The sequence below is a fragment of the Blautia massiliensis (ex Durand et al. 2017) genome, from assembly GCF_001487165.1.
Taxonomy (GTDB): Bacteria; Bacillota; Clostridia; order Lachnospirales; family Lachnospiraceae; genus Blautia_A; species Blautia_A fusiformis.
Window position 1 is genome coordinate 725,456 of sequence record NZ_LN913006.1, and the last position, 26,029, is coordinate 751,484.

At 39.0% G+C, this 26,029-nt stretch carries 26 protein-coding genes and 1 pseudogene; 17 read left to right on the top strand and 10 right to left on the bottom strand.

Annotation, left to right across the window (positions count from 1 at the left end):
* The first annotated feature begins 22 nt into the window (after positions 1-22).
* From BN3261_RS04315 to BN3261_RS17140, 3 genes and pseudogenes are all read left to right on the top strand, one after another.
* Positions 23-5,383, top strand: a complete 5,361-nt coding sequence (locus BN3261_RS04315) for a DUF3849 domain-containing protein (protein ID WP_059085541.1) — start codon at positions 23-25, stop codon at positions 5,381-5,383.
* Complete coding sequence (locus BN3261_RS18235) at positions 5,380-5,580, top strand: transposon-transfer assisting family protein (RefSeq protein ID WP_059085542.1); 201 nt, start codon at positions 5,380-5,382, stop codon at positions 5,578-5,580. Before BN3261_RS04315 ends, BN3261_RS18235 begins: the two co-directional genes overlap by 4 nt.
* Positions 5,547-5,669: pseudogene (locus BN3261_RS17140) on the top strand (sigma-70 family RNA polymerase sigma factor); the annotation flags it as partial. The gene BN3261_RS18235 and the pseudogene BN3261_RS17140, both read left to right, overlap by 34 nt.
* 145 nt (positions 5,670-5,814) lie before the next feature.
* Here BN3261_RS17140 and BN3261_RS04325 read toward each other — a convergent pair.
* Together BN3261_RS04325 and BN3261_RS04330 are read right to left on the bottom strand one after the other, a co-directional pair.
* Positions 5,815-7,179: a sensor histidine kinase gene (locus BN3261_RS04325; protein WP_059085543.1), complete on the bottom strand. Its 1,365-nt coding sequence runs from the start codon at positions 7,177-7,179 to the stop codon at positions 5,815-5,817.
* A 4-nt stretch (positions 7,180-7,183) separates the two neighbouring features.
* The gene (locus BN3261_RS04330; RefSeq protein WP_015515120.1) at positions 7,184-7,885 is read right to left on the bottom strand and encodes a response regulator transcription factor; all 702 of its coding nucleotides are present in this window, start codon (positions 7,883-7,885) and stop codon (positions 7,184-7,186) included.
* 156 nt (positions 7,886-8,041) lie between these two features.
* Here BN3261_RS04330 and BN3261_RS04335 point away from each other — a divergent pair, with 156 nt between their 5' ends.
* The 7 genes from BN3261_RS04335 to BN3261_RS04360 all read left to right on the top strand — a co-directional run bounded on the left by BN3261_RS04335 (position 8,042) and on the right by BN3261_RS04360 (position 15,705).
* Positions 8,042-8,806, top strand: a complete 765-nt coding sequence (locus tag BN3261_RS04335) for an ABC transporter ATP-binding protein (RefSeq protein WP_059085544.1) — start codon at positions 8,042-8,044, stop codon at positions 8,804-8,806.
* Positions 8,803-9,528, top strand: coding sequence for an ABC transporter permease (locus BN3261_RS04340; RefSeq protein ID WP_059085545.1), 726 nt, complete (start codon positions 8,803-8,805; stop codon positions 9,526-9,528). The genes BN3261_RS04335 and BN3261_RS04340 overlap by 4 nt, the downstream gene beginning before the upstream one ends.
* Positions 9,529-9,544: 16 nt before the next feature.
* Positions 9,545-10,315, top strand: coding sequence for an ABC transporter permease (locus BN3261_RS04345; protein ID WP_059085546.1), 771 nt, complete (start codon positions 9,545-9,547; stop codon positions 10,313-10,315).
* A gap of 4 nt (positions 10,316-10,319) precedes the next feature.
* Entirely contained in the window at positions 10,320-10,478 is a 159-nt protein-coding gene (locus tag BN3261_RS17640; RefSeq protein WP_171030307.1) for a hypothetical protein, read from the top strand.
* A 692-nt stretch (positions 10,479-11,170) separates the two neighbouring features.
* The gene (locus BN3261_RS04350; protein WP_059085547.1) at positions 11,171-13,273 is read left to right on the top strand and encodes a penicillin-binding transpeptidase domain-containing protein; all 2,103 of its coding nucleotides are present in this window, start codon (positions 11,171-11,173) and stop codon (positions 13,271-13,273) included.
* Positions 13,274-13,313: 40 nt separating this feature from the next.
* Positions 13,314-14,471 carry a DUF6070 family protein gene (locus BN3261_RS04355; protein ID WP_015541269.1) on the top strand — a complete coding sequence of 386 codons (1,158 nt, stop codon included), beginning with the start codon at positions 13,314-13,316 and terminating at the stop codon, positions 14,469-14,471.
* Positions 14,458-15,705 (top strand): DUF6070 family protein, encoded by a 1,248-nt coding sequence (locus BN3261_RS04360; RefSeq protein ID WP_059085548.1) that lies wholly within the window; start codon positions 14,458-14,460, stop codon positions 15,703-15,705. Before BN3261_RS04355 ends, BN3261_RS04360 begins: the two co-directional genes overlap by 14 nt.
* 27 nt (positions 15,706-15,732) lie before the next feature.
* On the opposite strand, the gene BN3261_RS04365 is transcribed toward BN3261_RS04360, so the two are convergent.
* Positions 15,733-17,529, bottom strand: coding sequence for a BlaR1 family beta-lactam sensor/signal transducer (locus tag BN3261_RS04365; protein ID WP_015541271.1), 1,797 nt, complete (start codon positions 17,527-17,529; stop codon positions 15,733-15,735).
* Between the two features lie 10 nt (positions 17,530-17,539).
* Positions 17,540-17,914, bottom strand: a complete 375-nt coding sequence (locus tag BN3261_RS04370) for a BlaI/MecI/CopY family transcriptional regulator (RefSeq protein WP_026077000.1) — start codon at positions 17,912-17,914, stop codon at positions 17,540-17,542.
* Positions 17,915-18,032: 118 nt separating this feature from the next.
* Here BN3261_RS04370 and BN3261_RS04375 point away from each other — a divergent pair, with 118 nt between their 5' ends.
* A complete protein-coding gene (locus BN3261_RS04375) occupies positions 18,033-18,446 on the top strand; it encodes a winged helix-turn-helix domain-containing protein (protein WP_019162151.1) in 414 nt (137 codons plus the stop codon).
* A 23-nt stretch (positions 18,447-18,469) separates the two neighbouring features.
* Here BN3261_RS04375 and BN3261_RS04380 read toward each other — a convergent pair whose 3' ends face one another.
* Positions 18,470-19,849, bottom strand: coding sequence for a relaxase/mobilization nuclease domain-containing protein (locus tag BN3261_RS04380; protein ID WP_015541272.1), 1,380 nt, complete (start codon positions 19,847-19,849; stop codon positions 18,470-18,472).
* On the bottom strand, positions 19,798-20,139 hold the full coding sequence (locus BN3261_RS04385; RefSeq protein WP_005426517.1) for a plasmid mobilization protein: 342 nt from the start codon (positions 20,137-20,139) through the stop codon (positions 19,798-19,800). The genes BN3261_RS04380 and BN3261_RS04385 overlap by 52 nt, the downstream gene beginning before the upstream one ends.
* Positions 20,140-20,539: 400 nt before the next feature.
* Here BN3261_RS04385 and BN3261_RS04390 point away from each other — a divergent pair, with 400 nt between their 5' ends.
* On the top strand, positions 20,540-20,899 hold the full coding sequence (locus tag BN3261_RS04390; RefSeq protein WP_019162150.1) for an MmcQ/YjbR family DNA-binding protein: 360 nt from the start codon (positions 20,540-20,542) through the stop codon (positions 20,897-20,899).
* Between the two features lie 47 nt (positions 20,900-20,946).
* On the opposite strand, the gene BN3261_RS04395 is transcribed toward BN3261_RS04390, so the two are convergent.
* The 3 genes from BN3261_RS04395 to BN3261_RS04400 all read right to left on the bottom strand — a co-directional run bounded on the left by BN3261_RS04395 (position 20,947) and on the right by BN3261_RS04400 (position 21,803).
* Positions 20,947-21,285 (bottom strand): type II toxin-antitoxin system RelE/ParE family toxin, encoded by a 339-nt coding sequence (locus BN3261_RS04395; RefSeq protein ID WP_019162149.1) that lies wholly within the window; start codon positions 21,283-21,285, stop codon positions 20,947-20,949.
* Complete coding sequence (locus BN3261_RS17645; protein WP_005426514.1) at positions 21,272-21,445, bottom strand: hypothetical protein; 174 nt, start codon at positions 21,443-21,445, stop codon at positions 21,272-21,274. Before BN3261_RS17645 ends, BN3261_RS04395 begins: the two co-directional genes overlap by 14 nt.
* 94 nt (positions 21,446-21,539) lie before the next feature.
* Complete coding sequence (locus BN3261_RS04400) at positions 21,540-21,803, bottom strand: helix-turn-helix domain-containing protein (protein ID WP_015541275.1); 264 nt, start codon at positions 21,801-21,803, stop codon at positions 21,540-21,542.
* A gap of 171 nt (positions 21,804-21,974) precedes the next feature.
* Between BN3261_RS04400 and BN3261_RS04405 the strand changes: the two genes are divergently transcribed.
* A complete protein-coding gene (locus tag BN3261_RS04405; RefSeq protein ID WP_059085549.1) occupies positions 21,975-22,310 on the top strand; it encodes a hypothetical protein in 336 nt (111 codons plus the stop codon).
* Positions 22,311-22,373: 63 nt separating this feature from the next.
* On the opposite strand, the gene BN3261_RS04410 is transcribed toward BN3261_RS04405, so the two are convergent.
* Positions 22,374-22,733 carry a helix-turn-helix domain-containing protein gene (locus tag BN3261_RS04410; RefSeq protein ID WP_015524620.1) on the bottom strand — a complete coding sequence of 120 codons (360 nt, stop codon included), beginning with the start codon at positions 22,731-22,733 and terminating at the stop codon, positions 22,374-22,376.
* Positions 22,734-23,237: 504 nt separating this feature from the next.
* Here BN3261_RS04410 and BN3261_RS04415 point away from each other — a divergent pair.
* The 4 genes from BN3261_RS04415 to BN3261_RS04430 all read left to right on the top strand — a co-directional run bounded on the left by BN3261_RS04415 (position 23,238) and on the right by BN3261_RS04430 (position 25,898).
* Positions 23,238-23,675, top strand: coding sequence for an RNA polymerase sigma factor (locus BN3261_RS04415; RefSeq protein WP_005426505.1), 438 nt, complete (start codon positions 23,238-23,240; stop codon positions 23,673-23,675).
* Entirely contained in the window at positions 23,662-23,934 is a 273-nt protein-coding gene (locus BN3261_RS04420; protein ID WP_059085550.1) for a helix-turn-helix domain-containing protein, read from the top strand. The genes BN3261_RS04415 and BN3261_RS04420 overlap by 14 nt, the downstream gene beginning before the upstream one ends.
* A gap of 423 nt (positions 23,935-24,357) precedes the next feature.
* Entirely contained in the window at positions 24,358-24,579 is a 222-nt protein-coding gene (locus BN3261_RS04425; protein WP_021650362.1) for an excisionase, read from the top strand.
* A 104-nt stretch (positions 24,580-24,683) separates the two neighbouring features.
* Positions 24,684-25,898: a site-specific integrase gene (locus BN3261_RS04430; protein WP_022214379.1), complete on the top strand. Its 1,215-nt coding sequence runs from the start codon at positions 24,684-24,686 to the stop codon at positions 25,896-25,898.
* Positions 25,899-26,029 lie beyond the last annotated feature (131 nt).

Sequence of the window (26,029 nt, forward strand, 5' to 3'; positions counted from 1 at the left end):
ACATAAAATGGAGGGTTTGTTTATGGCAAATAATATAGAAAAACAGTTAAAAGAAATATCGGAACGGCTGGAGCAGGGAGTAAAAGAAATCTTTACTTCGGAGAGATATACCGAATATCTGAATACCATGTCAAAGTTCCACAATTACAGCTTTAATAACACGCTGCTGATCACCATGCAGAAACCGGAAGCAACACTGGTGGCCGGGTATCATGCATGGCAGAAGAAATTTAACCGTCATGTAAAACGTGGAGAGAAAGGAATCCAGATCATCGCACCAGCACCGATACGGGAGAAACAGGAGATTGAAAAGATCGACCCGGTAACAAAAGAGCCTGTGATCGGGGATGATGGACAGCCGGAAACAGAGATCGTGGAGATGGTGATACCGAGATTCCGTGTAACGACAGTGTTTGATGTCAGCCAGACAGAGGGGGAACCGATCGCAGAACTGGAGGTGCCGGAGCTTACCGGAAGTGTACAGTTTTATGATACGTTCATGCAGGCATTGCAGAATATTTCTCCTGTGCCGATCCGTATGATGAATGTGGAAGGGGATGCAAAAGGCTATTATCACCAGACAGAAAAATATATTGCGATAAAGGAAGATATGAGTAATGTACAGACGATGAAAACCGGAGTCCATGAGGTGAGCCACGCATTGCTGCATGACCGGGAAGTAATGGATGCGGAAGGAGTCTTAAAAGACCAGACAACAAAGGAAGTGGAAGCAGAAAGTATTGCTTATATTGTCTGCAACCATTTTGGTCTGGATACTTCAGAATATTCGTTTACCTATATCGCCAGCTGGTGCGAGAGCAGGGATATGAAGGCGTTGAAAGCATCTATGGATACCATCCGAAAAACATCGGCAGAGATCATTGAGAATATCGAGGCACAGATGTACGAGTTGGAAATGGAAAGACCAATCCGGGATACCTTCCATAAGGAAGATTTGATTCTGCATCTTTCGGGCAGCATGGGTTCCGAGTTTACTTATGATCTGATCGAAAATATGAGCAGGGAACAGTTAGAACAGAATGTGGGTGAATACGTCCGCCTTCTGGAAAGTGGTGAGATAGAGGAAAATGAGAAACCACTGGAAAGTTTTCTGGAAGAAAAAGGTGCTGCCGTCACACCACTCTATGACAGCAGTGGGCACGGAGAGAACTATCCGATTGATTTTTATGATGTGGAATATGATGCGGACACAGGCGTTACTTCTTTTTCTGACCTTTCTCCGAAAGATCAGGCAGAGATGTTGGTGCAAAAAGCAGAGTTTCCAAGAAATATTTTTTCGGAAAATGAAAAGGCATTTGTAAATGAATATGCAGAAACCTTCCCCGGACAGGTGGAAAGACTGAATGACCTGGTATGGGATATGAGGGAATCTTACGATGAAGCCGGTTCAAAGCTGGTGTATGAAGTGATCCAGGCAGCAAGGGCAAACTTCCCAGTGAAGGAACCGGAGATTGCAGAAGAAACAGCCATGCAGTATGCCCACCGTCTGATTGAAACGGCAGAAGCTGCAAATACAGGAAATTTCACAGATTCCCAGAGAAATCTTATTGTGAATTTTGCATATAAGATGGATGACAAAGACGAAGTGCTTGGACTGGTGAACCGTATGATGACCGCAATCCGCAGACCGGAAAGTGAATATACGAGAAACCTTATGAATGAAACACAGGCACAGATTGACAATTTCCCAGATGGCATGATCGGTTTTATAGAAATGCACGAAGCAGGAATCCGACTGGAACACATGTATCCTCTTGAAAAAAACAGGGCAGTAGAATTGTATCGTGAGGGTGCGGAAGTTTTTCTCTTACATGGAAATCCAGACAATCCAGAGCAGGCAGGACAGATTCTTGCAGAAACAGAAAATGCAATCCTGGGACATGACGGTATTTTTGGTATCACGGAAGCAGAATGGGAAGTACATAAAGAAAGAGAAGCAACTGCCGCCAGACAGGAAAAACTGGAACAGGACAGTGCGGAAAAGATTGATGAGACACTTCTTCTGCATGGAGAAAGCAGAAGGTTTGCCATTTATCAGATGGATAGTGGAGATGAGCATACTTATCAGTTTATGGGAATAGAATCCGCAAAGAGTCTGGGCTATACCATTGATGGAAAGGATTACCGGATGGTTTATGCAGCACCATGGATGCCAACGATCACGTTAGACAATATATTTGAACGATTTAACATTGATCGACCGGAAGATTTCCGTGGTCATTCCTTATCGGTAAGTGATGTGATCGTGATAAACAGGGGTGCAGAGATTACAGCCTATTATGTAGATTCTTTTGGATTTCAGGAACTTCCGGAGTTTGTCCAGCAGAGAATGAACATGCTGGAACATAATTCCGTCAGGGCATATCCGCCAGTTTATAAAGGAACATTGGAACAGGCAATGGGAGAACGGGATGTGGATGCTTATCTGGATTCCAGAAAGTTAAACCTGGACTGTAAGAAAGCCATCGAAGAAGCCATCCGGGAGAATTTTGACGGACTGCACTTAAAGCAGGGTGCGGCAAAAGAAGTCGTGGAACGCTTTGGGGAAGAACGTATGAATTTTGTTATGGCAAACACCATCCGTGAACTTTCTCATGATGGAAGATTTTCCAGACAGAACAAAGACTGGGCGGAGCATATCGAAATCCCGGAAAATATCAGCCGGGGCAGAAATCTGAACCTGGATTATGTGATTGAAAGCCACCCGGCAGTTTTAGATGGGTTTATCGACATGGCAAGAGCTGAGATCCGGATGCAGAGGATAGAACAGGCGATAGGAGAAAACGAAGTGACGATCACAGCAGAGACAAGAGGATATGAAGCAGAAGGACATAACGGGACATGGCATACGGTTGATAAAAAGGAATATGCTGGGGAAAAGTTTTTCTTAATGGAACATGATGAATTTGGCTCCGATGTGGCTGGCATTATCGTAGCAGAAAATGGACAGCTTGTAGCGGAGGACTTATGGAATGGATTTGATGAAGGAGCGTTAGAAACTGTATCAGAATATCTGCAGGAAAATGGAACAACACTTTATGACTTGACGGAATTCCCGAAAGATTCTGTTGTAACCCTGCGGAGTGGACAGACACTTACAATCGAAGAAATACAGGCAGTACAGAAAGACATATGGGAAGAAACGATGGCAGGAAAAAATGAATCGGGAACAGATGTCCGGTTTAATTTTCATGCAGTCAGTGAGGTGCAGCTGCCGGAAGGCATAAAGTTAAAAATGCCAGAGATTCATTACATTGATAATTTTTATGTGATGGAAGATGTAAATGCAGAGGGTGTAGTAAAAGTAAACCGGTATGAATCACTGGATGAAGCGATGCAGGAATATTTACGTCTGCCAAATCATCAGAAAAAAGTGCTTGGTATCCAGAATACGGAAACGATGCAGGAAAGCATGGATTTTATCCGATGTGAAAACGGGATAGATCGGCTGACCCATGCGTATGAACAGATCGGAGGGTGGCTGAATCCAGAAATATATGAAGCGGTAAATAAAATGGAAAACATGCTGGACTGGAATGAGGTACAGATTGCATATCAGATTGGAAAACAATACTTTACAATCCAGACCGCAGAAGATGGCTATGACTATACATTTTACAATGAAGATTATCAGGAGGATGATGGAGGAATCTATGACAATCCGACAATCTATGTGGATGAAGCTGCCAGTGATATTTTAGAAGATAAAGGGTACTCACTGGAAGATGCAAAAGTAGTGGATTATGAAGAACTGATGGCAGATGTGGAAGAAGTTCAGGAAGAACAGATGCAGCGGATACAATTAGAAAAGAACTGCCCGGCAAGTATTTTTGAAGGATTTCGCAGAGAAGAAGCACTGCAAACCTATGAGGGAATCGCAATGCAGTTTACCAGGAGTAAAGGGTATCTGACCATACAGGCAACAGAAGAAGGATATTCTTTTATTTTTTATGACTTTGACCTGCATGAAATCCAGAGAGGTGATTATGATAATCCCGACGCATTTATCCAGGAAGCCGCTTATGAAATTCTTAAAAGTGAGAGAATGGATGACATGGAATGTGTCAAAGTGGATTATAAAGAATTTGAGGAAATGACGATCCAGCACTCTAAAGATTTATTGCAGGAGGGGGAACTTCGTGTGACTTCTGAGATTGGAAGAAATGAACTGGCATTAAATAGCCTGAGCAGGGCAGAAGTAGAAAGAGGGGTTCTGTATCATGCACAGGCAGTATTAGAAGATATGGGAATGGAACAGGAGGTAGAGCTGCTTGCTGCAAGAGTGTATGGTTCCAGAAGCAGACAAGATCTTTACCGGGAAGATTCTGACCTTGATATAGCTCTTTCCTATAAAGGTGATATTCGAGAAGATAGCTTTTTCAATGCCTTAAATGAATCTGGTATAGCGATGGCAGGAATCCAGGTGGACATTAATCCGATAGCAGAGGAGCGAATCACTCTGGCAGAGTATATAAAAGAATCTGAAAAATATCTTGACCAGCAGGAGATTAAAAAGCTCGCTGCGGATCTGGATAATTTTAGTTATGACGTTGATACCTATGAGTATAACGATACGATTGAAAATAGAGAAGAACAGGTGGAAAAACTCACGGAGGATATTTTGAATAAGAAAACAGAAGCTATCAAGGACTGGCTGCTTGAGGTATCCGAGGAATCCGATATAGACAGCGATGTGATAACTGCCCGTTCTTTACTTTCCCGTTTGGAAGATACAGAGCGACTTTCTATCTTTGACAAACAGCCAGAACAGGAACAGCCAGAAGCTACGATCAGTTTTTATGTCGCAGAGTGCATGGAGTTTCCAGTCATGGGAGAGTACCATAATAACCTCACTTTAGAAGAAGCCATTAAAATATATGAGAGTATCCCAGCAGAGAGACTGCATGGGATTAAAGGAATCGGATTTGATCTGCAAGATGGTGATGAAGATTATTCCGGGGAATATGAGTTGATGAGTGCAGACCGGATACAGCGTGATCTGATAGATATGATTCCTCACTATAAAGAAAGCTCTCTGGTGCAGAAAGCAATCGCAGACATGGAAAAGTATCTGGATGAAAAGCATGGAAGGGTAAAGGAAACGGAACATACGGCAGAAACAGTAATAGGAAGTGGACAGAAACCTTCTGCGGTTACGGCAGACAGAAGGGCAAAGCAGGAACCGGTATCTGTAAGTCAGAGTCAGACACAAAAGGCGGAACCTGCAAGCAGAGCAAAAGGTGAAGTGAAGAAGTCTGTGCTGCAGTCTTTAAAAGATTTTCAGGCAAAGGCAAAAGCACAGGAGCAGAATAAGACAACAGAAAAATCCAAGACACATAAGAAAGGAGAGGTGGAATTATGATGGATCTGGCGATGAATTTTGATGCGGATGAATGTTTAGTAACCGCAATGTTTGATAAAGGAAACAGAAATGACACGATGGAGGCAATCGACCATATCATTCCTTTTTTAAAAGGCGATGCGGATATGATTGGTCTTGTCTGCAATACCATAAGAAAACTGTTCTGCATGCCCGATACTATCTGGGAATGGCGGTAAACGAAATTGCCGAAGTAGAAGGTGTAGACCCAAGCCGTGTCCGAGACAGTATCCGCCGTGGATTAAAGCAGCTTGTAAAATATTTTTGATAAAATTTCATTTGATGAGCCTGTTTTTTGTCAGTGTTAATAAGAAGGTTATACCGATTTGAAGTGCGCTTATTAAGACAACGCCAGATCCAGGGGCGTAGCACCTCTGCATCTGGCGTTGTCTTATAGATTTGTACTTGCCTGTTTATCCGATATACGGGAATATTAAAGTGGCTTCACACCCTTTCGGGAAAACATTAGTAAGTTTGAAAGTGCCGTTATGAGCTATGGCGACTTGTTGGACAATCAGCAATCCAAGCCCATGTCTTAAATCAAGCCGTTCATCTGTGCTTTCCATATAATGCGGTTTTTCTTCCAGCTCTTGCAGCTTTTCAGCAGACAGACCCGTTCCGTTATCCGTAACCGCCAAGATAAGATGGTTTTGCGATGCTGTAAGCGAAAGGCAGACTTCACAGCCCTGTGGGTTGTGTTTCATGCTGTTCTGGACAAGGTTGTTTACAGCTCGCGAAATCAATCTGGCATCACATTCCAACACAGCATTTTCGGCGTCAGGAGTGATCTTAATTCCGATGTTGTAGCTATCGGAAATTCCTGTATTCAACAGGTCTGCTACATAGGATCGCAGTAGTTTGGATAAGCGAACCATCTCTTTATGAAGCGGCTGCATCTCATATTCCAACTGCGATACTAAATTCAAATCCTGCACCAGCTCTTTGATTTTTACACTTTGCTTCCGTACTATTTCCGCCTGTTCACGGATGCTCTTGCTGGCAGCTTTACTTTCTGCAATACGGTCCGCATACCCCATAATCATGGAGAGAGGTGTGCGGATGTCATGGGAAACGCCGCTGATCCAGTTCGCCCGCGCTTCATTTTGCCTATTCAAAATGGAAGAAGCTTTGTTTACACTGCTTGCAATTTCCGATAGTTCTCCGCTGATATGAAGTGAAACTGGCTTTCCGTCTGCCAAAGTTTTCACAGCGGACACAATCGGTTCGGTATTGTGAATGATTCTGCGTTTGGAAAAGTAATAGGCTGAAAAGAGGCACAGCAAATCCAAGCCAAGCATCCCCAGCACAAAGATGGGGAGTCGTTGAAGTGCTGCAATGGAATAGTAATTGCTGGTGAGTTTTGTGTAGCTGTCTGTGGGATAGCCCAGCACCAACAACCCATCATCGGTGTTCCAAATAAAAACCGGGTAATCCTCAATATACCCTTTTGAAAATAGTGCGACATCTTGAATTGTGTAATTTTTCGGCACATTGTCCGGCAAATCAACCGACCAATAACATTGACCATCTGTGTTCAAGTAGATCGCCCAAATATGATTCTGTCGGAGCATTTGCACCGCCTCATCCGATAATTGTTCCGGTGTAGCAGCGGTAGCAGTCATTTCCAACATGGCTTGCGGGGATGAATCGCCATAATCCTCGGTCACAATCTTTTGAAAAGTCAGACCGAATACTACTGCATTAAGAAAAAGCAATATCAGAATAAAGGCAACGAACGACACAAGATATTTAGATATATAACTTCCGAATGATTTCATGACATCACTTCCTTGCTATCAGCTTATAGCCTAATCCTTTAATGGTTATTAGGGACACGGGTTTTGATGGATCGGTTTCAATTTTTTCCCGGACGCGCCGGACATGAGCATTGAGGCTGTTTTCGTAGCCAAAAGGATTATCCCCCCAGAGGGCTTCACAAAGCGCATCTACGGTAACAATCTTTCCAGCATTACGGGCAAGCGTTTCAAGTAAAGTATGTTCTTTGGCTGTCAGGGAGATAATTTCGCTGCCCTTATGGACTTCGGCCCGGCTGAAATCAATCGTACATCCATCCAAAACAAGCAGCGGTGAATCCTCTTTGTAGGTCCGCCGCAGTACCGCATAGATACGCAGTAACAGTTCCTGCGGCATAAAGGGCTTAGAAATGTAGTCATCTGCACCAAGCCCCAATCCCGATAATTTGTCTGCTGCTTCGTCCTTTGCTGTTAAGAAAATGATCGGCACATTGGTAAAAGTGCGGAAATGTTGCATCAGAGAAAAGCCATCCCCATCCGGCAGCATGACATCCAAAACAATTAAATCGGGAGTTTCCTCTTTTGCGGTCAAAATAGCTTCTTTGACTGTCATTGCGGTAAGGACAGTTTCAAATCCTGCATCTTTCAATATATCTGAAACCATTTTCAATAGTTCCTGTTCATCATCTACCAACAGGAGCCTTTTAGTATGTAAAAAGGAATTATCCATAGCAGTTTCTCCAATCTGATTTTGTTTGTTTCTATTATATCATGGGCTGTCCATTCTGCGTTCTTGTTCCTTGAAAAGTAAGGTAAAAGTAAGGACGGGAGAATGTAGATGTCAGGTTGAAGTTGTACCATAGAAGCATCGAAAGGAGATGTTTCTATGGACTATATCATTACAACGGAACAGTTGACCAAGAAATATAAGAACTTCACTTCGGTCAATCATGTTTCGCTTCATATTCGCAAGGGCAGCATTTATGGTTTTCTTGGCCCGAACGGGGCAGGCAAATCCACTACCATGAAAATGCTGTTGGGGTTGACCACTCCCACAAAAGGCAGCTTTACCATTGATGGGAAACAGTTTCCGCAGGATCGGATTTCCATTCTCAAAGAGATCGGCTCTTTCATCGAAGCGCCGTCTTTCTACGCGAATCTCACCGGGCGGGAAAATCTTGACATTATCCGCCGCATTTTGGGACTGCCGAAAGCTGATGTGGAAGATGCTCTGGAACTGGTAGGGCTGACCGAGTTTGGCGACCGGCTGGCAAAACAGTATTCGCTGGGAATGAAGCAACGCTTGGGCCTTGCCGGGGCGCTCTTGGGGCGTCCGCCGATTCTGATTCTGGACGAACCCACAAACGGTCTTGACCCGTCTGGTATCCATGAAATCCGCAATCTGGTAAAATCCTTGCCCAGCCTTTACGACTGCACGGTGCTGATCTCGTCCCATATGCTGTCTGAAATCGAATTGATTGCAGATGACATTGGAATTCTCAACCACGGGCGGCTGCTGTTTGAGGGAAGCATGAATGATCTGCGTCAATACGCCCTGCAATCCGGCTTCGCTGCGGACAATCTGGAAGATGTGTTCCTTTCTATGGTTGAGAAAGATAACATGGACAGAAAGCAGAGGGCAAAATTATGAAAACGCTGGCAATCGAACTTCGGAAAGAAAAGCGAACCGGCGTGATTCCTGTGCTGCTGGCCGTTGGTGTCTTGGGAGCCGCCTACGCATTTGTCAATTTCATTGTGCGGAAAGACACACTTCTGAATCTGCCGCTGGCCCCGATGGATGTCTTGTTGACCCAGCTCTACGGCATGATTATGGTGCTGAATCTGTTCGGTATCGTGGTTGCTACCTGCATGATCTACAACATGGAATTTAAGGGAAGTGCCGTAAAGAAGATGTATATGCTTCCCGTCAGCGTCCCAGTCATGTATCTGTGCAAATTTCTGATTCTGACGGTCATGTTTTTGGTTGCAATCGTGCTGCAAAACCTGGCACTTGCACAGATTGGAATGACGGACTTGCCGGACGGAGCATTTGAGATGGGTACGCTGGTACGCTTTGCCGGATACTCTTTTCTCACATCCATGCCGGTACTGTCGTTTATGCTGTTGATTTTCTCGCGCTTTGAAAATATGTGGGTGCCGCTTGGAATTGGTGTTGCCGGTTTTCTGAGTGGTATGGCCCTTGCAAATTCGGGGCTGATGCTTTTGCTGGTGCATCCTTTTGTGATTATTCTGAAACCAGCAGTAGCCATGAGTGCCCAGCCTGATTCGACGGTTGCCCTTGTCGCTTTGGTGGAAACACTGTTGTTCCTTGCTGTGGGCTTGTGGCTGGCGAAGTACAGACGCTACGAGTAAGGAGGGATAATAAGAAATGAGCTTTTTGGATTTACTCAAAATCGAGTTTATGAAAGTAAAACGCTCCAAAATCGTACCCCTGATTTTCATTGCACCTTTATTGGTGGTGGTTTCCGGGGTTGCGAATTTGAGCAACTACTTTACACCGGAATACACCAATGCGTGGCCTGCCATGTTTATTCAAAGTGCGCTTGTTTACGCCTACTATCTGCTTCCATTCAGCATGATCGTGGTTTGCGTGATGATCGCAGGACGAGAAACAGGAAATAACGGGATTCTGAAAATGCTGGCGCTACCGGTCAGCCGCTGCGCATTATCCATTGCCAAATTCTGTGTGCTTACCTTTTATCTGTTTATGGAGATGGTGGTGTTTCTTGTCGTATTTGTAATCGCTGGGCTGATTGCGACACAGACAATGGGAGTAACAGAAACCCTGCCGATCCTATATCTTCTGAAATGGTGCTTGGGGCTGTTTCTGACTATGCTGCCGTGCATTGCGGCTATGTGGGCCATCACTGTGCTGTTTGAAAAACCGCTTCTTTCTGTGGGATTAAATCTGCTGCTTGTGATTCCCGGTGTATTGGTTGCGAATACGCCGCTGTGGATCGCCTACCCGTACTGTTACAGCGGTTATCTCGTTTCCTGCTCTCTCCATGACTTTACAGCAGAAACTTCCGACGCCGCTTTTTCGTTTTCGGTGTTTCCGTTCCTGCCGTGCGCGATTGTAGTGTTTGGCCTGTTTTTCGCGTTGGCTGTCACCCAATTTGGGAAAAAAGAAATGAGGTAAAACTATGGAAAAGAAAAAATTTCAATCAGTTAGTATCGCTGCGCTCATTGTGAGCATCCTACCGCTGGTGGCTCTTGCCCCATCGCTTCTGCACCTTTCGCTGTCGGATGGAGTCCGAACCGCTTGGGCCGGAGCCAATATCGTTTTTGTCCAGTATGTTTAATAGGGTCTGACCCCAATGTCGGGAACTTTGAGAAGTGTTAACAGGTATATATTGGAAGAATTCAGCCAGGGGAACTCTGGCTGATATAAAAACACATCTGCAGAAATAGTGACTGAAGAAATTTTGAGTAGTGGAATTGGGAAGAAGTATTTAGATACTATAATAAAGAGATTAGCTGGCTTGTATACTAACAGAGAGGACATAGTAAACAGATTTGCGTTATTATCAGGGATTGTAGGGAGATTCCGAAGAGCTTTTGTTCAGATGATGAAACAATAGGATTGGTACAGGAAATATATGGAACAAAAGTTAATAAAGGGATTTGTTGCGTTTTCTGCTATAATAATCTGCCAGCAAAGAATGTGTTGTCTGAATATGTTTGTGATTATAAGAAACGAGCAGGGTTATTTCAAAGATCAGCAGATTTAGAGTAGTTCTTTTTTTTCTGAGAGAAAATTAAAAATCGTTTTTGGTTCTTCTGGAGAGTGATTATAGCGTTTGGGAAACATCCGGAGAAACCATTACCTCAGAGTGTCGTAAAGTTCTTTATCAAAGAAGGCTTTGAGATGCCCTTTCTTTTTTATGCAAATCTTTTCTCTTGTCTACATATATAAACCTAAGAAAAAGCTTGACGTTTAAATATTACAAGTGTAATATTTAAGAAAATATGAAAAAAGGAGAAATAAAACTATATGAGAAAAAAGAAAAGAAAAAAACACACGAAGATTATTACAAAAATAGTTTTATTTAGCGGTATATTGATTGGTGGTGGAATCGGTATTGTAACAATAATGAATTGTAATGTTCCTGAAAAAAGACTAATGGAATATATGAAATATATTGAAAAAGGGGAATATGAGCAAATGTATGCCATGCTGGATCAGAAAAAAAGCAGCATGAACAGTAAGGAAGAATTTATAGAACGAAATTCTAAAATATATGAAGGCATTGAGATGTCTGATCTGTCCATAACCGATATTACAGTAAAAAGACAAGAAAACGGAAATGCGGCAGTTTCCTATACAACAAATATGCAGACTGCTGCAGGAAATGTAGAATTTACCAACGATGCGGTATTTTCACATGATTGGACAGGATATCATTTAATCTGGCAGGATCAGTTGATTTTTCCAGAGTTATCTGCAACGGATAAAGTTCAGGTAACGTCAGAAGAGGCAAAGAGAGGAGATATTTTAGACAGAAATGGTCGTCAGTTGGCTGGAGAGGGAACTGCATCTTCGGTAGGAATTGTTCCGGGCAGGATGGAGAACAGAGAAGATACAATAAAAAAACTGGCAGAGTATCTTGGAATTGGAGCAGACGAAATTGAGGATAAGTTAAAAGCTGGTTGGGTAAAAGCAGATTCTTTTGTACCAGTAGCAACAATTCCTAAAATACAAGAGGTCGATCTTTTGACAGTGAATCCGGATAAAACTGTTCTGGAAGAAAAAGAAAAGCAGGACACATTATTGAAGATTCCAGGTATTATGTTATCTGATGTAAAAGTACGAACTTATTATCTAAAAGAAGCTGCCTCTCATCTGGTAGGGTATGTACAGGCGGTTACAGCCGAAGATTTGCAGGAACATAAAGGGGAAGGGTATCGTACAAACAGTGTGATTGGAAAGACTGGACTGGAAACGCTTTATGAAAAAGAACTAAAAGGAACAGATGGGTGTGAAATCTGTATTGTAGATGCAAATGGAAATAAAAAAAGTGTTATTGCATATGAGCCTAGAAAAGATGGAGAAGATATCCATATTACGATTGATGGTGATCTTCAAAGTACTCTTTATGAACAATTTAAAGAAGACAGAGGATGTTCTGTAGCTTTGAATCCTTATACAGGGGAAGTATTGGCGTTGGTAAGTACGCCATCTTATGATAATAATGATTTTGTACGTGGAATGGACAACAGCCAGTGGAGTGCATTAAATGAAAATGAAGACAGGCCTTTATACAACCGCTTTCGCCAGACATGGTGTCCTGGCTCAACTTTTAAACCTGTAATTGCTGCAATTGGATTAAAAGTGGGGGCATTTACTGCAAATGACGATTTTGGAAATGAGGGTCTGGCGTGGCAGAAAGATTCCTCGTGGGGAGATTATACAGTGACTACACTTCATGATTATGAACCTGTGATCTTGAAAAATGCGCTTATTTATTCAGATAATATTTATTTTGCAAAAGCAGCATTAAAAATTGGTGCGGATCAACTGATGCAGTCTCTAAATCAAATAGGATTTAATCAGGAACTTCCATTTGATATTAAAATGTCAGAGTCCCAATATTCTAATATGGACAAGATAGAAACAGAAATCCAGCTTGCTGACAGTGGGTATGGACAGGGACAGATTCTGGTAAATCCTTTGCATCTTGCAAGCATTTATACGGCTTTTCTAAATGATGGAAATATGATAAAGCCATATCTTCACGCGGATGGTGGAAGCACTTCCAGTGAAATCTGGATAAAAGATGCTTTTTCACCACAAATTGTTTCGGAGGTTATGGAGGGGTTAGAGGGTGTAGTGAATAACCCGGAAGGAACTGGTTATGGAGCATGCCGGGAAGACATTAGATTAGCAGGAAAAACCGGAACAGCGGAACTGAAAGCTACAAAAGAAGATACATCTGGAACAGAAATTGGCTGGTTTACAGTTTTTACTACAGATAGAGATACAAAGAATCCTATTTTGCTCATCAGTATGGTAGAGAATGTGAAAGATATTGGAGGAAGCGGTTATGTGGTGGAAAAGGATAAGGCGATACTGGATGAATATCTTGGTAATGAATAATTTTTACCTTTAAATATTACAAATGTAAGAGGAAAATGATATGAAAAAAATTTGGAAAATATTTGTGGGAGTTATTTTTCTTGCTGTCTGTAGTGGATGTGGCATAAAGAAAGAGCAGAAAAAGACAATTGAAGATACGAAAGAAAAAATTTACAGAGAGTGTGAAATGCTAGCAGAAGGCTATCGGAACATATATGAGAATGCTGTGAAAGAAAATGCACTATATGAGCTGAGTACAATACAAAAAAGTATGGATTATTTTGGAAAATATGGATATGCAGTAATTGATTCCTACAATCAGCTGGATATGGTTCAAAGTATTAAAGTAGATGATTTTTTGAAAAAAGCAGAAAAAGAGAAGAATGGAAAAACTACTATATTTCAAGTTATAGCAGGGGATTATTTTATCCGGTATGATCTGAAAACCAAACAGGGGAAAATAGACGTTGAAGTAAGCTCTTTTAAATGGAAAGAGGACACTTGGCAGGAAACATATTATCATGAGTTTAGAGCTAATTCATGGAAATATACAGAAAACGGGCATTTCTTTATAGAAGAATATCATCCGGCAGGATATGATGGACCGTCTGGATATCGGGACTTTCGGGTAGCACCGTTAAATAAAAAATGTCGGGAGTTGAATCGAAAATATATACTTCCTTTTGGATATACACTTAATAAATTGTTTACTTCTAATTGGAGTGAAAAAAATTATGATGGAATAAATTTTTATGATGTTTTTGATCGTTTACTTTCAATGGAAGAAAAAACTGATGAATTTAAGGAAGGAAAGACTTATGAAATCCCAAAAGAATCATTTGAAACGATATTTCAAAAATATTTTAATATAAGCGCAGAGATACTGCAGACAGGAACGGTATTTCACACAGAAATACAGACATATCGGTATCGAACCAGAGGAATCGTATATGATTTTGCTCCCACACCATATATTCCATATCCGGAAGTTGTTTCCTACATAGAAAATCAAGATGGAACAATAACACTGGAAGTAAATGCGGTATGGCCACAAAAAGAATTAGATCAGGCGTTTTGTCATAGCGTAACCATTCGGCTGTTAGATAAAGATAGATTTCAATATGTATCCAATTATGTATCAAGGTCAGAAATAGAGGTTACCTGGTATACGGAAAGATTATCAGACGAAAAGTGGGAGGAATGTTATGGAGATAATTGATATGATTACAAAAAGAAAACTGAAAAAGATGATGAGCGTTTTATTTATTTCGGGATGCTTTTTCATAGGAAATACAAAATGTAAAGGGGCTGATTTAGAATATATTTCACAGGAAACTGCGAATTATGCTGTACAAGAAAGAGGATATGATTTGCCAGTAGATGAAGTCGTGAAAGAAGAAGCTATTGAAGATTGTAAGAATGTTATGAATCAGATGAAAGTCATTTATCAAAAGGCGGATAAAGGGACTTCATCGAATATAGTAGTTTCTGAGACAGTAATGGAAGAAATGCAGGAAGTATTAAAGGAAAAAAATGTCCCCGTTATTACATCAGCACCGTATTCAAATATGGCTAATTATTCTAAAATGGAAGAATTTCTTTTCAGGGCAGAACAGGATCTGACAGGAGATATCGTCTTATATAGGATTAACAGGGATGGTGGGATAGAAAGACTCAAATTCAATTATGATGGGACAGATATGTATTTGCTGGCTGTGAAAGCTGTTTGGGGTATGAACGACAATCCATCTATTGTATATGTTTCGTATACAAGGATAGAAGAATGGAAATATACAGAAAAAGGCTGGTTTGGTTATACGCTATGCGTTCCAAAGTATCCGGAAGTATCAGAAGCGGTTGATGGCAGTTCTATGATAAGAATTAAACCTTTAAGTGATGAATGCAGGGAAGTTTCAAAGAGGTGTGTGTATTTGCTTGGATATCAGGGGAATAATCTTTTATGTTCTGATTGGGATAGATCTGATATGGAAGGGTTAGATTATAATGGTTTATATGAATATTTATATCGAATGAAATACGGGGAGAGATATGAGTTTTCAGGTAACTCAAGTGGAATTCCGGCAGAAGAGTTTGAAAATCTGATAATGGAGTTTTTGCCGATAACAGCAGATCAAATTAAAAAATGGGCAGTATTTGATTCGGAACATCAAACTTATGACTGGGAACGATTAGGCTGTTTAAATTATAGCCCTACTCATTTTGGAACATCTTTACCGGAGGTCGTTGAAATAAGAGATAGCGGAGAGGGAAACAGTGTGTTGGTTGTTGATGCTGTATGTGATACATTTATATGTAATGATGCCGTTATTACAAGTGAGCTGACTGTTAAGTTCAACGATGATAAGAGTTTTAAATATATGGGGAATAAAATTCTGAATAATGGTACGAAAGAAGTTCCCAAATATCAATATAGAATAAAAAGAAAGAACTGATAACAACTATCAGCCCTTTCATATTTGTTAATTCCATATATGTAATTTTTTTAAGATATCAGAAGTGATTTCAAATGCTTTTTTGCCAGTTGCATTAGAATCACTTTGGATATTGGTTGCAAAATAATAGCTGTTATCGGAAGTTTCTACATATCCGATAAACCAGCCGTTGATATCCTGTCCGTTGACACGACCGGTTCCAGTTTTTCCGTAGAAATTACCATTAGGTGTACTGGCAATTTTTATAGCATTTTTAACAGAAAATACATTTTGGAAATTTAGATGGAATTCATTTGTGTTAAATTTTTTTAATAATGTTACTTGCTCTAAAGGCGAGATTTTTAATGAAAAATCGGACCAGTATAAATCCAGATTTGAACTGGTTGTTTGGTTTCCATATTCTATTTTATTCAAAAATTCCTGGACTCTGTTAATTCCGAGCTGCGAATCAATTGCCTGGAAATACCAGTTAACGGAATTTTGCATAGCAGAGTTTAAATCCTGATCAGCTTCCCAGGATGGAAAAGGAAAGGCATCACCATTCCATGTCATGGAAGAGTGTTCTGGTGTGATGATTCCGGATTCCAACCCTAATAATGCATCGTATATTTTGTAGGTAGACTCTGGCGGAATACGTTTGGTGGCTTCTTCAAGATCGTATATTTTCCAGGAATCCAAATTATTGTCATACAAAACAAATGATCCATCATATGTTCCAAATGTTTCGGATATATCTAACAGGGAGATATTTTTGTCTGTATCACTAAAATGATATACGTTTTGAGTAGAGGCATCAATGGATAAAATGGGTGTACATCCAATAAAAACAGCACTAATGACCAGATAAATTATCAATGCTCTCATTTTTTGATAAAGAGTTTCTTTCCTAAAAACGGCGATGTTGAGAATACGTCGTTTCATCTGCCTGAAATTTCCGGACATTCCAACTGCCAGTGGAGAGGAAAAAGAGGATATTTTTTCTGCAAAATTAATCAGTGTAGTTCCATAAGCTTGGTATTCATCAGCAGAAATCATCTGCAATACAGCAGAATCACAGGCTATTTCACGGTCACAGAGAATTTCTTTTAAAGTGTACCAAACAAAAGGGTTAAACCAGTAGAGTATATTACTTATGACCATGAGGAAGCCAATAAATGTATCTTTGTGACGGTAATGCTGTAATTCGTGTAGCAGCATAAAACGCATATCATCAGGATTCAGTTCGGAAATTAAATGGATGGGAATGTAAATTCTGGGATGTATTATTCCGATTAAAACTGGTGATTTTAAAAATGCAGTACTGTAGACTGATACTGGGTGAGAGATTTTAAGTTCCTTTAAACAATTGTAATAAATAGTTTTTACCTGCTGATTTTGAAGCGGGAGAGCAGATCTTTTTATGGAACGTACATAGTTTAATGAATGAAGGGTGAGGACTGACATAATCATAACACCCGTTATCCATATTAGAAAGAGTATGGTATTCAAGCCTCCAGAAAATTGACTACTGATGGAAACTGAAAAATCATTCACCTGGTTTAACAAAATATTTTGTGTATTACTGGTAAGTTCGGATAGCGTGTCGGTACCAGAGTTAAGTCCTGAGTCAGTTTGAAAAAAATGTAACCATGAAAAAAGTTGTGAGCCATGAATCTGTACAGGAAAAAATGGCACGGCAAGTAATAAAAATAAAAGAAAACAGAGATGGTACTGTGTAGTCGCAGATAAATATTTTTTCAGAAGTTTTTTTGTTCCGATTATTACAAGTGTAAAAATACATATGAAGATATTACTGATTAAAAAGTGGATGATCCAGTTGCTCATTCAAAACCTCCTATTTCTGATGTTTTGATAATAAATGGCGTAAGTTATCAATTTCTGTTGAAGAGAGCTTATCGTCTTCAAGGTAAGAAGCCAGCATAGAAGAAAGATTTCCATTATAATATCGCTTTAAAAAAGAATTGCTTTCCTGGCGTATATATTCATCTTCTTGGACTAATGGAGTATAGACAAATACCCGGCTTTGTTTTTCGCAGGAAAGAGCTTTTTTGGAAACAAGTCTCTTGATAAGAGTTTGAATTGTTTTTGGACTCCAGCTGGTAGTTAGAGTAAGTTTTTCTGTAATTTCATTTGTATTGATGGGAGCATATTTCCATACAATTTTCATAACTTCAAATTCGGCTTCTGAAATCTGGGGTAGTGACATAATAAAATCCTCCTGCTAAATCCTACATATGTAATAAATATATTATATTACTTGTAGAAGAAAAAAGTCAAATGGCAGATGATATATAGAATATAAAATTAATAATGTAGAGGCAATAAAGGTGAAAAAGATAGAAATTATTGAGAGAATCACAGATGCTAATGGAAGCATAAGTGAAAACATATTGACTAGCTGGGAACATAAAAACCAATTCATACCGGAAATTATAAGGTTTGGAGAATTAAAAATATATCTACAGGAACGAATTGTTAAAAAGAATGATAGTGATGTTCATCTTTCAAAATATGAATATGATATTTTACTTTTTTTAGCGAAAAGTCCAGGTAGAATATTTGGAAAAGAAATGGTTTATGATCTGGTATGGAATGAACCTTATTCCGGTGATTATAATGTGGTTATGCGACATATCTGCAATATCAGAGAAAAAATAGAAGATGATCCTGGACAACCATTATATATACAAACAGTACGAGGTGTAGGATATCGGTTTAATGGGAATTTAGGCAGCGAGTGAAATCGCTGCCTATTATTATGGTTTTACAAAGAAGGGAGTTGGTTATGAGAAGATCTTTGTATTTCAGGAGCATCCTGTTTGAGATATTTGGACAGGTTTTGATGTATCAATTCCAACTCTTTTATTTCTTGCTTAAAAGAAACGTATTGAGTATTTAGAGATTCTTTTCTGGAAATAAGATCTGCAATTTGCTCTTGCAACTTATTGGAATTAAGATGTTTCAGGTTTATACCATTTTCCTGTAAAATATGTTCAGCACCCGCGAAAAGAATAATTTGAGATTCATATTTACGGAAATAACGATCTGGATCTTTGGAGCTTTTATAATGGTCGTCGTAAATTTTATTTTTCTGATATTGTTCGGCATATTTTAGCATTTCTCGAAGATGGCGTATCTGAGACTCGAGAGAAACAACAGAGGTATTTACCTCTTTTTGCTGCATATGTAACAAGGCTATGCGGTCTTCAAGTTCTGAAAAATTATGTAGATTATGTGTGAACATCTTGTTATATTCAGCAGAGACAATTTTTAAATTTTCCTTATTTGCCCATTTCTGAAGTCCAATGTTTCCTGCTATATTGGGAGCATTGGTATCTATTAATTTGTTATGAACAGAAGGAAAAATAGCTTTCTGACGTTTATTTTCAATGCGTTCTTTGATACGTTCTTTAGTAAAATTTTTTCCTAAAGATTTAGCACTTCCACGCACTGGACGGGACATATCGGGAGAACGAAAGGTAATGTATTTTCTGCTGCTTTCGCCAAATTCTGCGTTTTTTATTTCATATCCTTTAGCTTCCATAAATGCAAGAAATTCTGAGTAAGTGGAAACAATTCGGATTGTCTGGTTGATATCTTTTCGCAGCTGCGCTTTTTTACTGGATTCAGATTTATTTGCAGCCCATTCATTGTATTTCATTCCTTTTTTACCATCTGGCATAATTGTGGACAGGTTATGTTCCTGGCATAAAGTGTCGCTGAGATTTCGTATTTTCCAGTAATTCTTTTTACAGTCATGGTAATGAGAAAAAGTGATGTTATCTGCAGAACAGAAAATTAAATGGTTATGTACATGACCTTTATCAGTGTGTGTTGTCAGAACATAGGAGTATTTTCCCTCCAGTAAGCGATCCGCAAGTTCTTTGCCAATTTGATGGGCTTCTTCATAGGAAACTTCACCAGGGGAAAATGCCTGAATCAGATGAAATGCCTTATTTGTATTGTGCGGATCTCTGCAGTCATGTGTATGATCCAAAGTGTATTTAAAGTCAAGAACGGCTGTTTCGGGAGAGCAGGCAAAGGAAGAAATATATAGATTCTGGTCAGTTTTATCTGGATTGCAGATGTATTCTATTGCTTTATTAACGGTTGTTTTGATACCATGGATTTTTGTAACTGCCATATTTTTTCCATTAACTCCTTTATATCGTCCAGGTCCTTTGGGTAAACTGTATTGGTACTGTTTATACGATGGGTGATCTGATTCAAATTGCTGCTGATATTGCCCAACAGGGTATTCATTTTTCGGATATGAGAGTAGTCTACTTCATATACAAATCCATATAAGATCATTTTCCGTAGAAAGGCAGATTTGCTTTTCATCCTGGAAAGACGATATTTTTCTTCTAAAATGTATTGTTCGTCATCATTCAAATAAAATTGTACGGGATGAATTCTGGTACGTTTGCTCATTGAAATCCTCCAATTCGTTTTTTTCTATAAAAAAGAGTACAAAAAAACTGTCTAACCAGTTCGGTTATGACAGTTATATTACTTGACTGTATGATGTTTTGGATAGATGTGTCTACAGTTTATTTTAACAGGAGTAGGCGGAAGCGTCAAATTAAGAAATTATAAAATATGAGAGGGCCAGGGATACTCCCTGATACATTTTGGTAGAATGAACCGGAAAGGGAATTTGACAAAATGAGCCAGGTGTCATGACACTGGCAGTGCTTGCTTCTTTTGGGGTGTAGCCTGCAAAGCAGGCTATGCAAAAGCTATAAAACATAAATAGAACTGTGAGAAGTGGTTGAGAATACAATCCTGATAGCGTATAATCAGAGAAAGAAATCGTAAGTGAGGGATAAATTTGAAACGTGAAGAAATTTTTCAATATGTAAAAGAGCAATATGGAACTGAACCGGAATATTTATGGAAAAAAGATCCTGATTCTGCGGTGCTTCGACATAAAAATGGAAAATGGTATGCTATAATTATGGTAGTGGAAAAGAAAATACTGGGATTAGAAGAAGATGGAAACATTGACATCCTGGATGTAAAATGTGATCCTGATCTGGTTGGGATGATTATTCAAACGTATGGATTTTTACCGGGGTATCATATGAATAAGCAACACTGGATTACGATTCTTTTGGATGATTCTGTCAGTGAAGCTAAGACGCTGGATTTTCTGGATATGAGTTATGATTTAATTGACAGTGGGAAGTAATAAAAAAGGAAGCCTTTCAGAAAAATCTCTGATTGGCTCCCAGGTATTCATTCTGGATATGTATAAGTTGATCTTTGCAACAGGATATTTTCCCAATCTCGTTCATGGCGCAACACTCGGAGAATATGAATCTCTTTTGTTTCTTCCATTATAATATAAAAAATAATAGATGGCGGAAAAGATCTTTTATGTATGGAATATCCTCTGTACAGAATTTGAGTTCGGGGAAAGGCAGTACTGAACTGGCCTAAATTCTGCATTTGTTCTTTCAGATCAGATTGAAAACGGTCAGCACGTTGCTGGCCGAATTCTTCTTCAATATAATCTGCAATGTCTGTGACATCGTAAATTGCTTCCCAGGTTAAAATAATTTTATATTCTTGCATTTCTTCGTGCATCCCTTAATTCTGTGATTTTGCGAAAAGCATCTTCCAGTGGCAATTCACGACCAGCTTCCATATCATCAATTCCCCGGTCTAACATGCGGAGAAGATGATTGTTTTCCTGGTTTTTATCGGTTGTAGGGACTTTTTTTGTTAATTCCATGAAATCACTCCAATCATACGGTTTATAAATAGTGTATGTTGTTCAGAAGTATCTATCCATAGTTTAGCATAGAATGGGCAGCAATACAATTGAATTATTTTGCAGGAGCGTCCGTCAGACCAAGAAGATATTCGCAGGAAACATTAAATACTTCGGCCAGTGCGACAACTTCGTAGTCGGGAACGAAACGTGTGCCTTGTTCAATTCGCAGGATTGCCAGATCATTAAAATCATATCCTGCAAGTTGTAATTTGGCAGCGAGTGTTTTCTGAGTAAGATTATGAGCCTTTCGTAATTCTTTTACCCGTTGTCCTATTCTGTTTTTACTGTTCGTTTTTTTATCCCAATAAATAATCATTCTGATCCTCAAAAGTTTCTAAAGATGAAGTATTATTATTGATTTTAAGGAAAAATATTGTTACTATACTTCTAAAGATGAAGTTTTTGGAAAGTTTATTTGATTTTTGAAATAAGAAAATGATAATGCTGCCTGTAATGAGAAATAATTCTAGTGAGAGGTGGAAAGAAGATGAATGAATTTTATGAAGCAGTATCGAATTTGTTTGAGGAATTGCGCTGTGACTCCGGAGAAAGAGAATATACAGTACAGCCGGAAGAATGGAAAGAAGCAGAGAAGAATTTGAAACAAATACAAAAGAAGCTGCCACTACATCTGGAAAAAATCCCAGAGCGTGAGCAGAATTTCTGGAATAAATATCTGAATCAGTTAGAACATTTCCATTATGAAGAGGAGCAGCGGGCTTATTACCAGGGAATGATGGATGTAGTTGAGTTTCTTATTAATATAGGGGCAATAAAGAAATCCACGAATGTTAAGAGAATGATGGAAAAATACGCACGTTAAGAGTGGCGGTATGGGAAACCATACCGCTTCTTCAGAATAATTCAGATAGAATTCAAATGAATTTCAGGGATCTTGTTTATCGTGGTCTGTAGGAATTTTGTATGTGCGCAGGTATGCTTCTACGATGGCAAGGATAGCGGTAATTTGCTCATCGTTGCATTTTGACAGGTACATGAGCAGGCGTTGATAATCAAGATTATCTGTATGATTGTTTGGATAAAACAATGGTTCAGGAGGAACATTTAAAGCGCGTACCAGTTTTCTGATTTTATGAAAACTGGGAACTCGGCCCCCATTTTCAATTTCCTTTAAATATCGGCTGGACATTTCTGCTTTTTCAGCTAATTCTTCATAAGTCAATTTTTGCTCGTGTCGGGCGTTCTTAAAAAACAATCCCAGTTCTTTATCTGTTTGTTTTGGCATATGATACACCTCCATGTTTAGTGTATAGTTCCCTTTCTTGAAAGAAAATGAACTAATATTTCACTAAAAAAGAGGGTGATATTTCACTTTTTAAAAGACATATAAAATTCTGAATTTCCGTAAAACAGATCCGGAGGTATTGGAAAGATTAAGAATTTTATTGTCTGGTATCACATCCGTCATTACGTGACGGATGAAATAGATAAATAGTTCAAAAAAGCAAATAAATTTCTTTACCTCAAAAAGTGAATTATACGCCACAAGAAATGATGGCAAAATATTATCTTTTGATATAAATAGCGTCCGATGGGCTAAAAACTACCCATTAGGACGTTTTTTATATACCTCAAAATACAGGAAAAACAATTTTCTCGTATTTATTAAGAAATTTTTTAAAAATTTCTTCCCACACCCCGACAAATGCACTCATCCGTTTGGGATATGTGTGAAGGGGAAGCAAGAACTTTGCTTATTGCCTACCGGCGGGGAAGGAGGTGAACTCTTATGGAGCAATCCTCTTTTCAAGATGAGCAGACAGTCAGACATCAGTTTGATTCTCTGTGCAAGCTGGCATTGAAAAGTGAAGTTATTAATTATGAAAAGCATATGGCATATCGCCAGAAGTATGAAGTGATGTTGTCAGAATTATCAGAAAAGGAGTTGAGCAGACTTTTTATAATGGATGAGCATGAAATGGAAACACATCGTTTTCAGGTTCTGGGTTACGACATAGAAGTCAAAGATGCATTGATTGCTGAAGCACTGCAGACACTTACTGAAAAGAAAAGGAATGTTGTGTTATTATCATATTTTATGGATATGAGTGATGCAGACATTGCCAGAGAAATGAATCTTGTACGCAGCACAATTAATGAGCATCGTAGACGATCACTGGAACTGATGAGAAAAAATATGGAGGAATCTGCAAATGAAAAAAAGTAAAAAACAGAAATGCACATTTGATTTGCTGCCATTCCATGTTATTGAGGCAGCATCAACTGGTGATACTGAGGCAATCCAGGCAGTGTTGAAGCATTATGAAGGGTACATAACAGTTTTGGCTACCAGAAAAATGTTTGACGAATTTGGACAGGTGCATTACTGTGTAGATGAAACTCTGCGTCAACGCCTGGAAGCAAAACTGATTACTAAGACCTTGGGATTTGATACGAAATCATATGTAAGGAAAAGTAATCAGTAAAGGGAGTATTTAATATAGATTCCTTTTCCCCTTCAGGAATTTTGTACCTTGAAAATTGTATATTGTTTTACATACAGGACGTGAAGATATGTAGAGCCACTAGGTAAATCCGCCATGATATATCTGCTCTGTTAATGGAGTAAATACGAGGAAATGCTGAAATATAACATTGAAGTAAAGGTATGGAGCGAGAAGAATTTGACAAAATGTGCAGCAACTGCACAGGGCGACGAAGCATATCTGTGATAATGATACTTCCAGAAAAAATCTGGTCATATATAATGACGGTGCAAAACCGATGTGGGCAGAGTACTGAACTGCCACCTGTATTGTAATTTTATCTGCCGATGACAGTGTATAAAATTGTAAATTGTCATGGGCAGATAAAAATGTTTTGTCCAAAGAGAAAAGGAGGAGAGAAGAGTGGCGATTAAAATTGAAAAAGGTAAGATTCCAATTTGGGAAAAATATATGCTTACGGTGGATGAAGCAGTGCAATATTTTGGAATAGGTGAAAAGAAAATAAGGATGCTTATTTCGGAACATCTAAATTCAGAATGTTGCTTTACAGTCCAGGTGGGGTGTAAGTCATTGATTAACCGTAAGAAATTTGAGGCCTTTCTGGATCAGACTACGTCTTTGTAAAAAATATACGAACAATTTAGCACTTTAAAGTGGAAATGCTAGCCCTGGTATGATATAATACCTATATCGTGCTAGGGCTTCTTCGTGGAAAGGGGCGAAGACGTTTGGGTAAAACAAAACGTGACCAAAAACGACGGGATAAAAAAGGTCGAATTTTACGAAACGGAGAAAGTCAGAGAAAAGATGGAAGATATGCGTTTGTATATACAGATTGTTATGGAAAGCAGAAGTTTTTGTATAGTTGGAAATTAGAGCCAACAGATTCTCTGCCAACTGGATGCAGACCATGCTTAGCTCTAAGGGAAAAAGAAAAAAATATCCAAAGAGATTTACATGATGGTATAGTACCTTACGGAGGAAATTTAACAGTTTTAGATTTGGTTCAAAAATACATTGGACAAAAAAAGGGGGTTCGTCATAACACTCAGGCGAACTATGATTTTGTGATCAATATAATAAAAAAAGAAGAATTCGGAACCAGAAGAATAGATAAAATAAAATTGTCGGATGCAAAAGCATGGTTTATTAAGCTGCAAGCAGATGGAAGAGGATACAGTTCCATTCACAGTGTGCGTGGAATTGTAAGACCTGCATTTCAGATGGCAGTTGAAGATGATTTACTGCGCAAGAATCCTTTTGAATTTCAATTATGTACAGTTGTCGTAAATGACAGTGTTACAAGACAGGCAATTACAAAAGAACAGGAAGAGTTATTTCTGGAGTTTATCCGAAATGATGACCATTACTCAAAATACTATAATGGAATGTTTATTTTGTTTAAGACTGGACTGCGTATTTCTGAGTTTTGTGGATTGACAGTGAAAGATATTGATCTTCAGGAGAGAAAAATCAATGTGAATCATCAGCTTCAGAGAACCAGAGGAATGCAGTACGTCATTGAAGATACCAAAACTTCAAGTGGAACACGAATGTTACCGATGACAGATGAAGTTTATGAATGTTTTGAACAGATTGTGAAAAACCGTAAAAAAGTAAGGGTTGAGCCGATTATAGATGGATATAGTCGATTTCTATTCCTGGATAAAAAAGATATGCCTGAGGTAGCACTCCATTGGGAAAAACATTTTCAATGGGCGTTAGGAAAGTATAATCGTACTCATGAGAAACAAATGCCAAAGATCACGCCTCATGTATGCAGGCATACATATTGTTCCAATATGGCGAAAGCTGGAATGAATCCGAAAGCACTCCAATATTTAATGGGACATTCTGATATAGGGGTTACGTTAAATGTATATACGCATCTGGGATTAATTGATGCAAAAGAAGAGATGAATAGGATTGCAAAACTGGCATAGTATGATAAAATAATAGAAAAAAGAATTAAAAATAATCTGATTATAAGGTTCTTAGAAAGCCTGTTTTCCAGGCTGATTATTACTAAGAAGTTACTAAATTTGGATAAGAAAATATACGAATTTATGCTGTG

Bases quoted from the DNA above. Each gene is read 5' to 3' on its own strand.
- BN3261_RS04345 (WP_059085546.1), top strand. From the start codon at position 9,545: ATGAGCTTTTTGGATTTACTCAAAATCGAGTTTATGAAAGTAAAACGC.
- BN3261_RS04395 (WP_019162149.1), bottom strand. From the start codon at position 21,285: ATGCAAGAATATAAAATTATTTTAACCTGGGAAGCAATTTACGATGTC.
- BN3261_RS04325 (WP_059085543.1), bottom strand. From the start codon at position 7,179: ATGAAATCATTCGGAAGTTATATATCTAAATATCTTGTGTCGTTCGTT.
- BN3261_RS04410 (WP_015524620.1), bottom strand. From the start codon at position 22,733: ATGCCAAAACAAACAGATAAAGAACTGGGATTGTTTTTTAAGAACGCC.
- BN3261_RS04350 (WP_059085547.1), top strand. From the start codon at position 11,171: ATGAGAAAAAAGAAAAGAAAAAAACACACGAAGATTATTACAAAAATA.
- BN3261_RS17640 (WP_171030307.1), top strand. From the start codon at position 10,320: ATGGAAAAGAAAAAATTTCAATCAGTTAGTATCGCTGCGCTCATTGTG.
- BN3261_RS17645 (WP_005426514.1), bottom strand. From the start codon at position 21,445: ATGGAATTAACAAAAAAAGTCCCTACAACCGATAAAAACCAGGAAAAC.
- BN3261_RS04365 (WP_015541271.1), bottom strand. From the start codon at position 17,529: ATGAGCAACTGGATCATCCACTTTTTAATCAGTAATATCTTCATATGT.
- BN3261_RS18235 (WP_059085542.1), top strand. From the start codon at position 5,380: ATGATGGATCTGGCGATGAATTTTGATGCGGATGAATGTTTAGTAACC.
- BN3261_RS04330 (WP_015515120.1), bottom strand. From the start codon at position 7,885: ATGGATAATTCCTTTTTACATACTAAAAGGCTCCTGTTGGTAGATGAT.
- BN3261_RS04405 (WP_059085549.1), top strand. From the start codon at position 21,975: ATGAATGAATTTTATGAAGCAGTATCGAATTTGTTTGAGGAATTGCGC.
- BN3261_RS04335 (WP_059085544.1), top strand. From the start codon at position 8,042: ATGGACTATATCATTACAACGGAACAGTTGACCAAGAAATATAAGAAC.
- BN3261_RS04360 (WP_059085548.1), top strand. From the start codon at position 14,458: ATGGAGATAATTGATATGATTACAAAAAGAAAACTGAAAAAGATGATG.
- BN3261_RS04355 (WP_015541269.1), top strand. From the start codon at position 13,314: ATGAAAAAAATTTGGAAAATATTTGTGGGAGTTATTTTTCTTGCTGTC.
- BN3261_RS04415 (WP_005426505.1), top strand. From the start codon at position 23,238: ATGGAGCAATCCTCTTTTCAAGATGAGCAGACAGTCAGACATCAGTTT.
- BN3261_RS04400 (WP_015541275.1), bottom strand. From the start codon at position 21,803: ATGATTATTTATTGGGATAAAAAAACGAACAGTAAAAACAGAATAGGA.
- BN3261_RS04315 (WP_059085541.1), top strand. From the start codon at position 23: ATGGCAAATAATATAGAAAAACAGTTAAAAGAAATATCGGAACGGCTG.
- BN3261_RS04340 (WP_059085545.1), top strand. From the start codon at position 8,803: ATGAAAACGCTGGCAATCGAACTTCGGAAAGAAAAGCGAACCGGCGTG.
- BN3261_RS04380 (WP_015541272.1), bottom strand. From the start codon at position 19,849: ATGGCAGTTACAAAAATCCATGGTATCAAAACAACCGTTAATAAAGCA.
- BN3261_RS04420 (WP_059085550.1), top strand. From the start codon at position 23,662: ATGAAAAAAAGTAAAAAACAGAAATGCACATTTGATTTGCTGCCATTC.
- BN3261_RS04385 (WP_005426517.1), bottom strand. From the start codon at position 20,139: ATGAGCAAACGTACCAGAATTCATCCCGTACAATTTTATTTGAATGAT.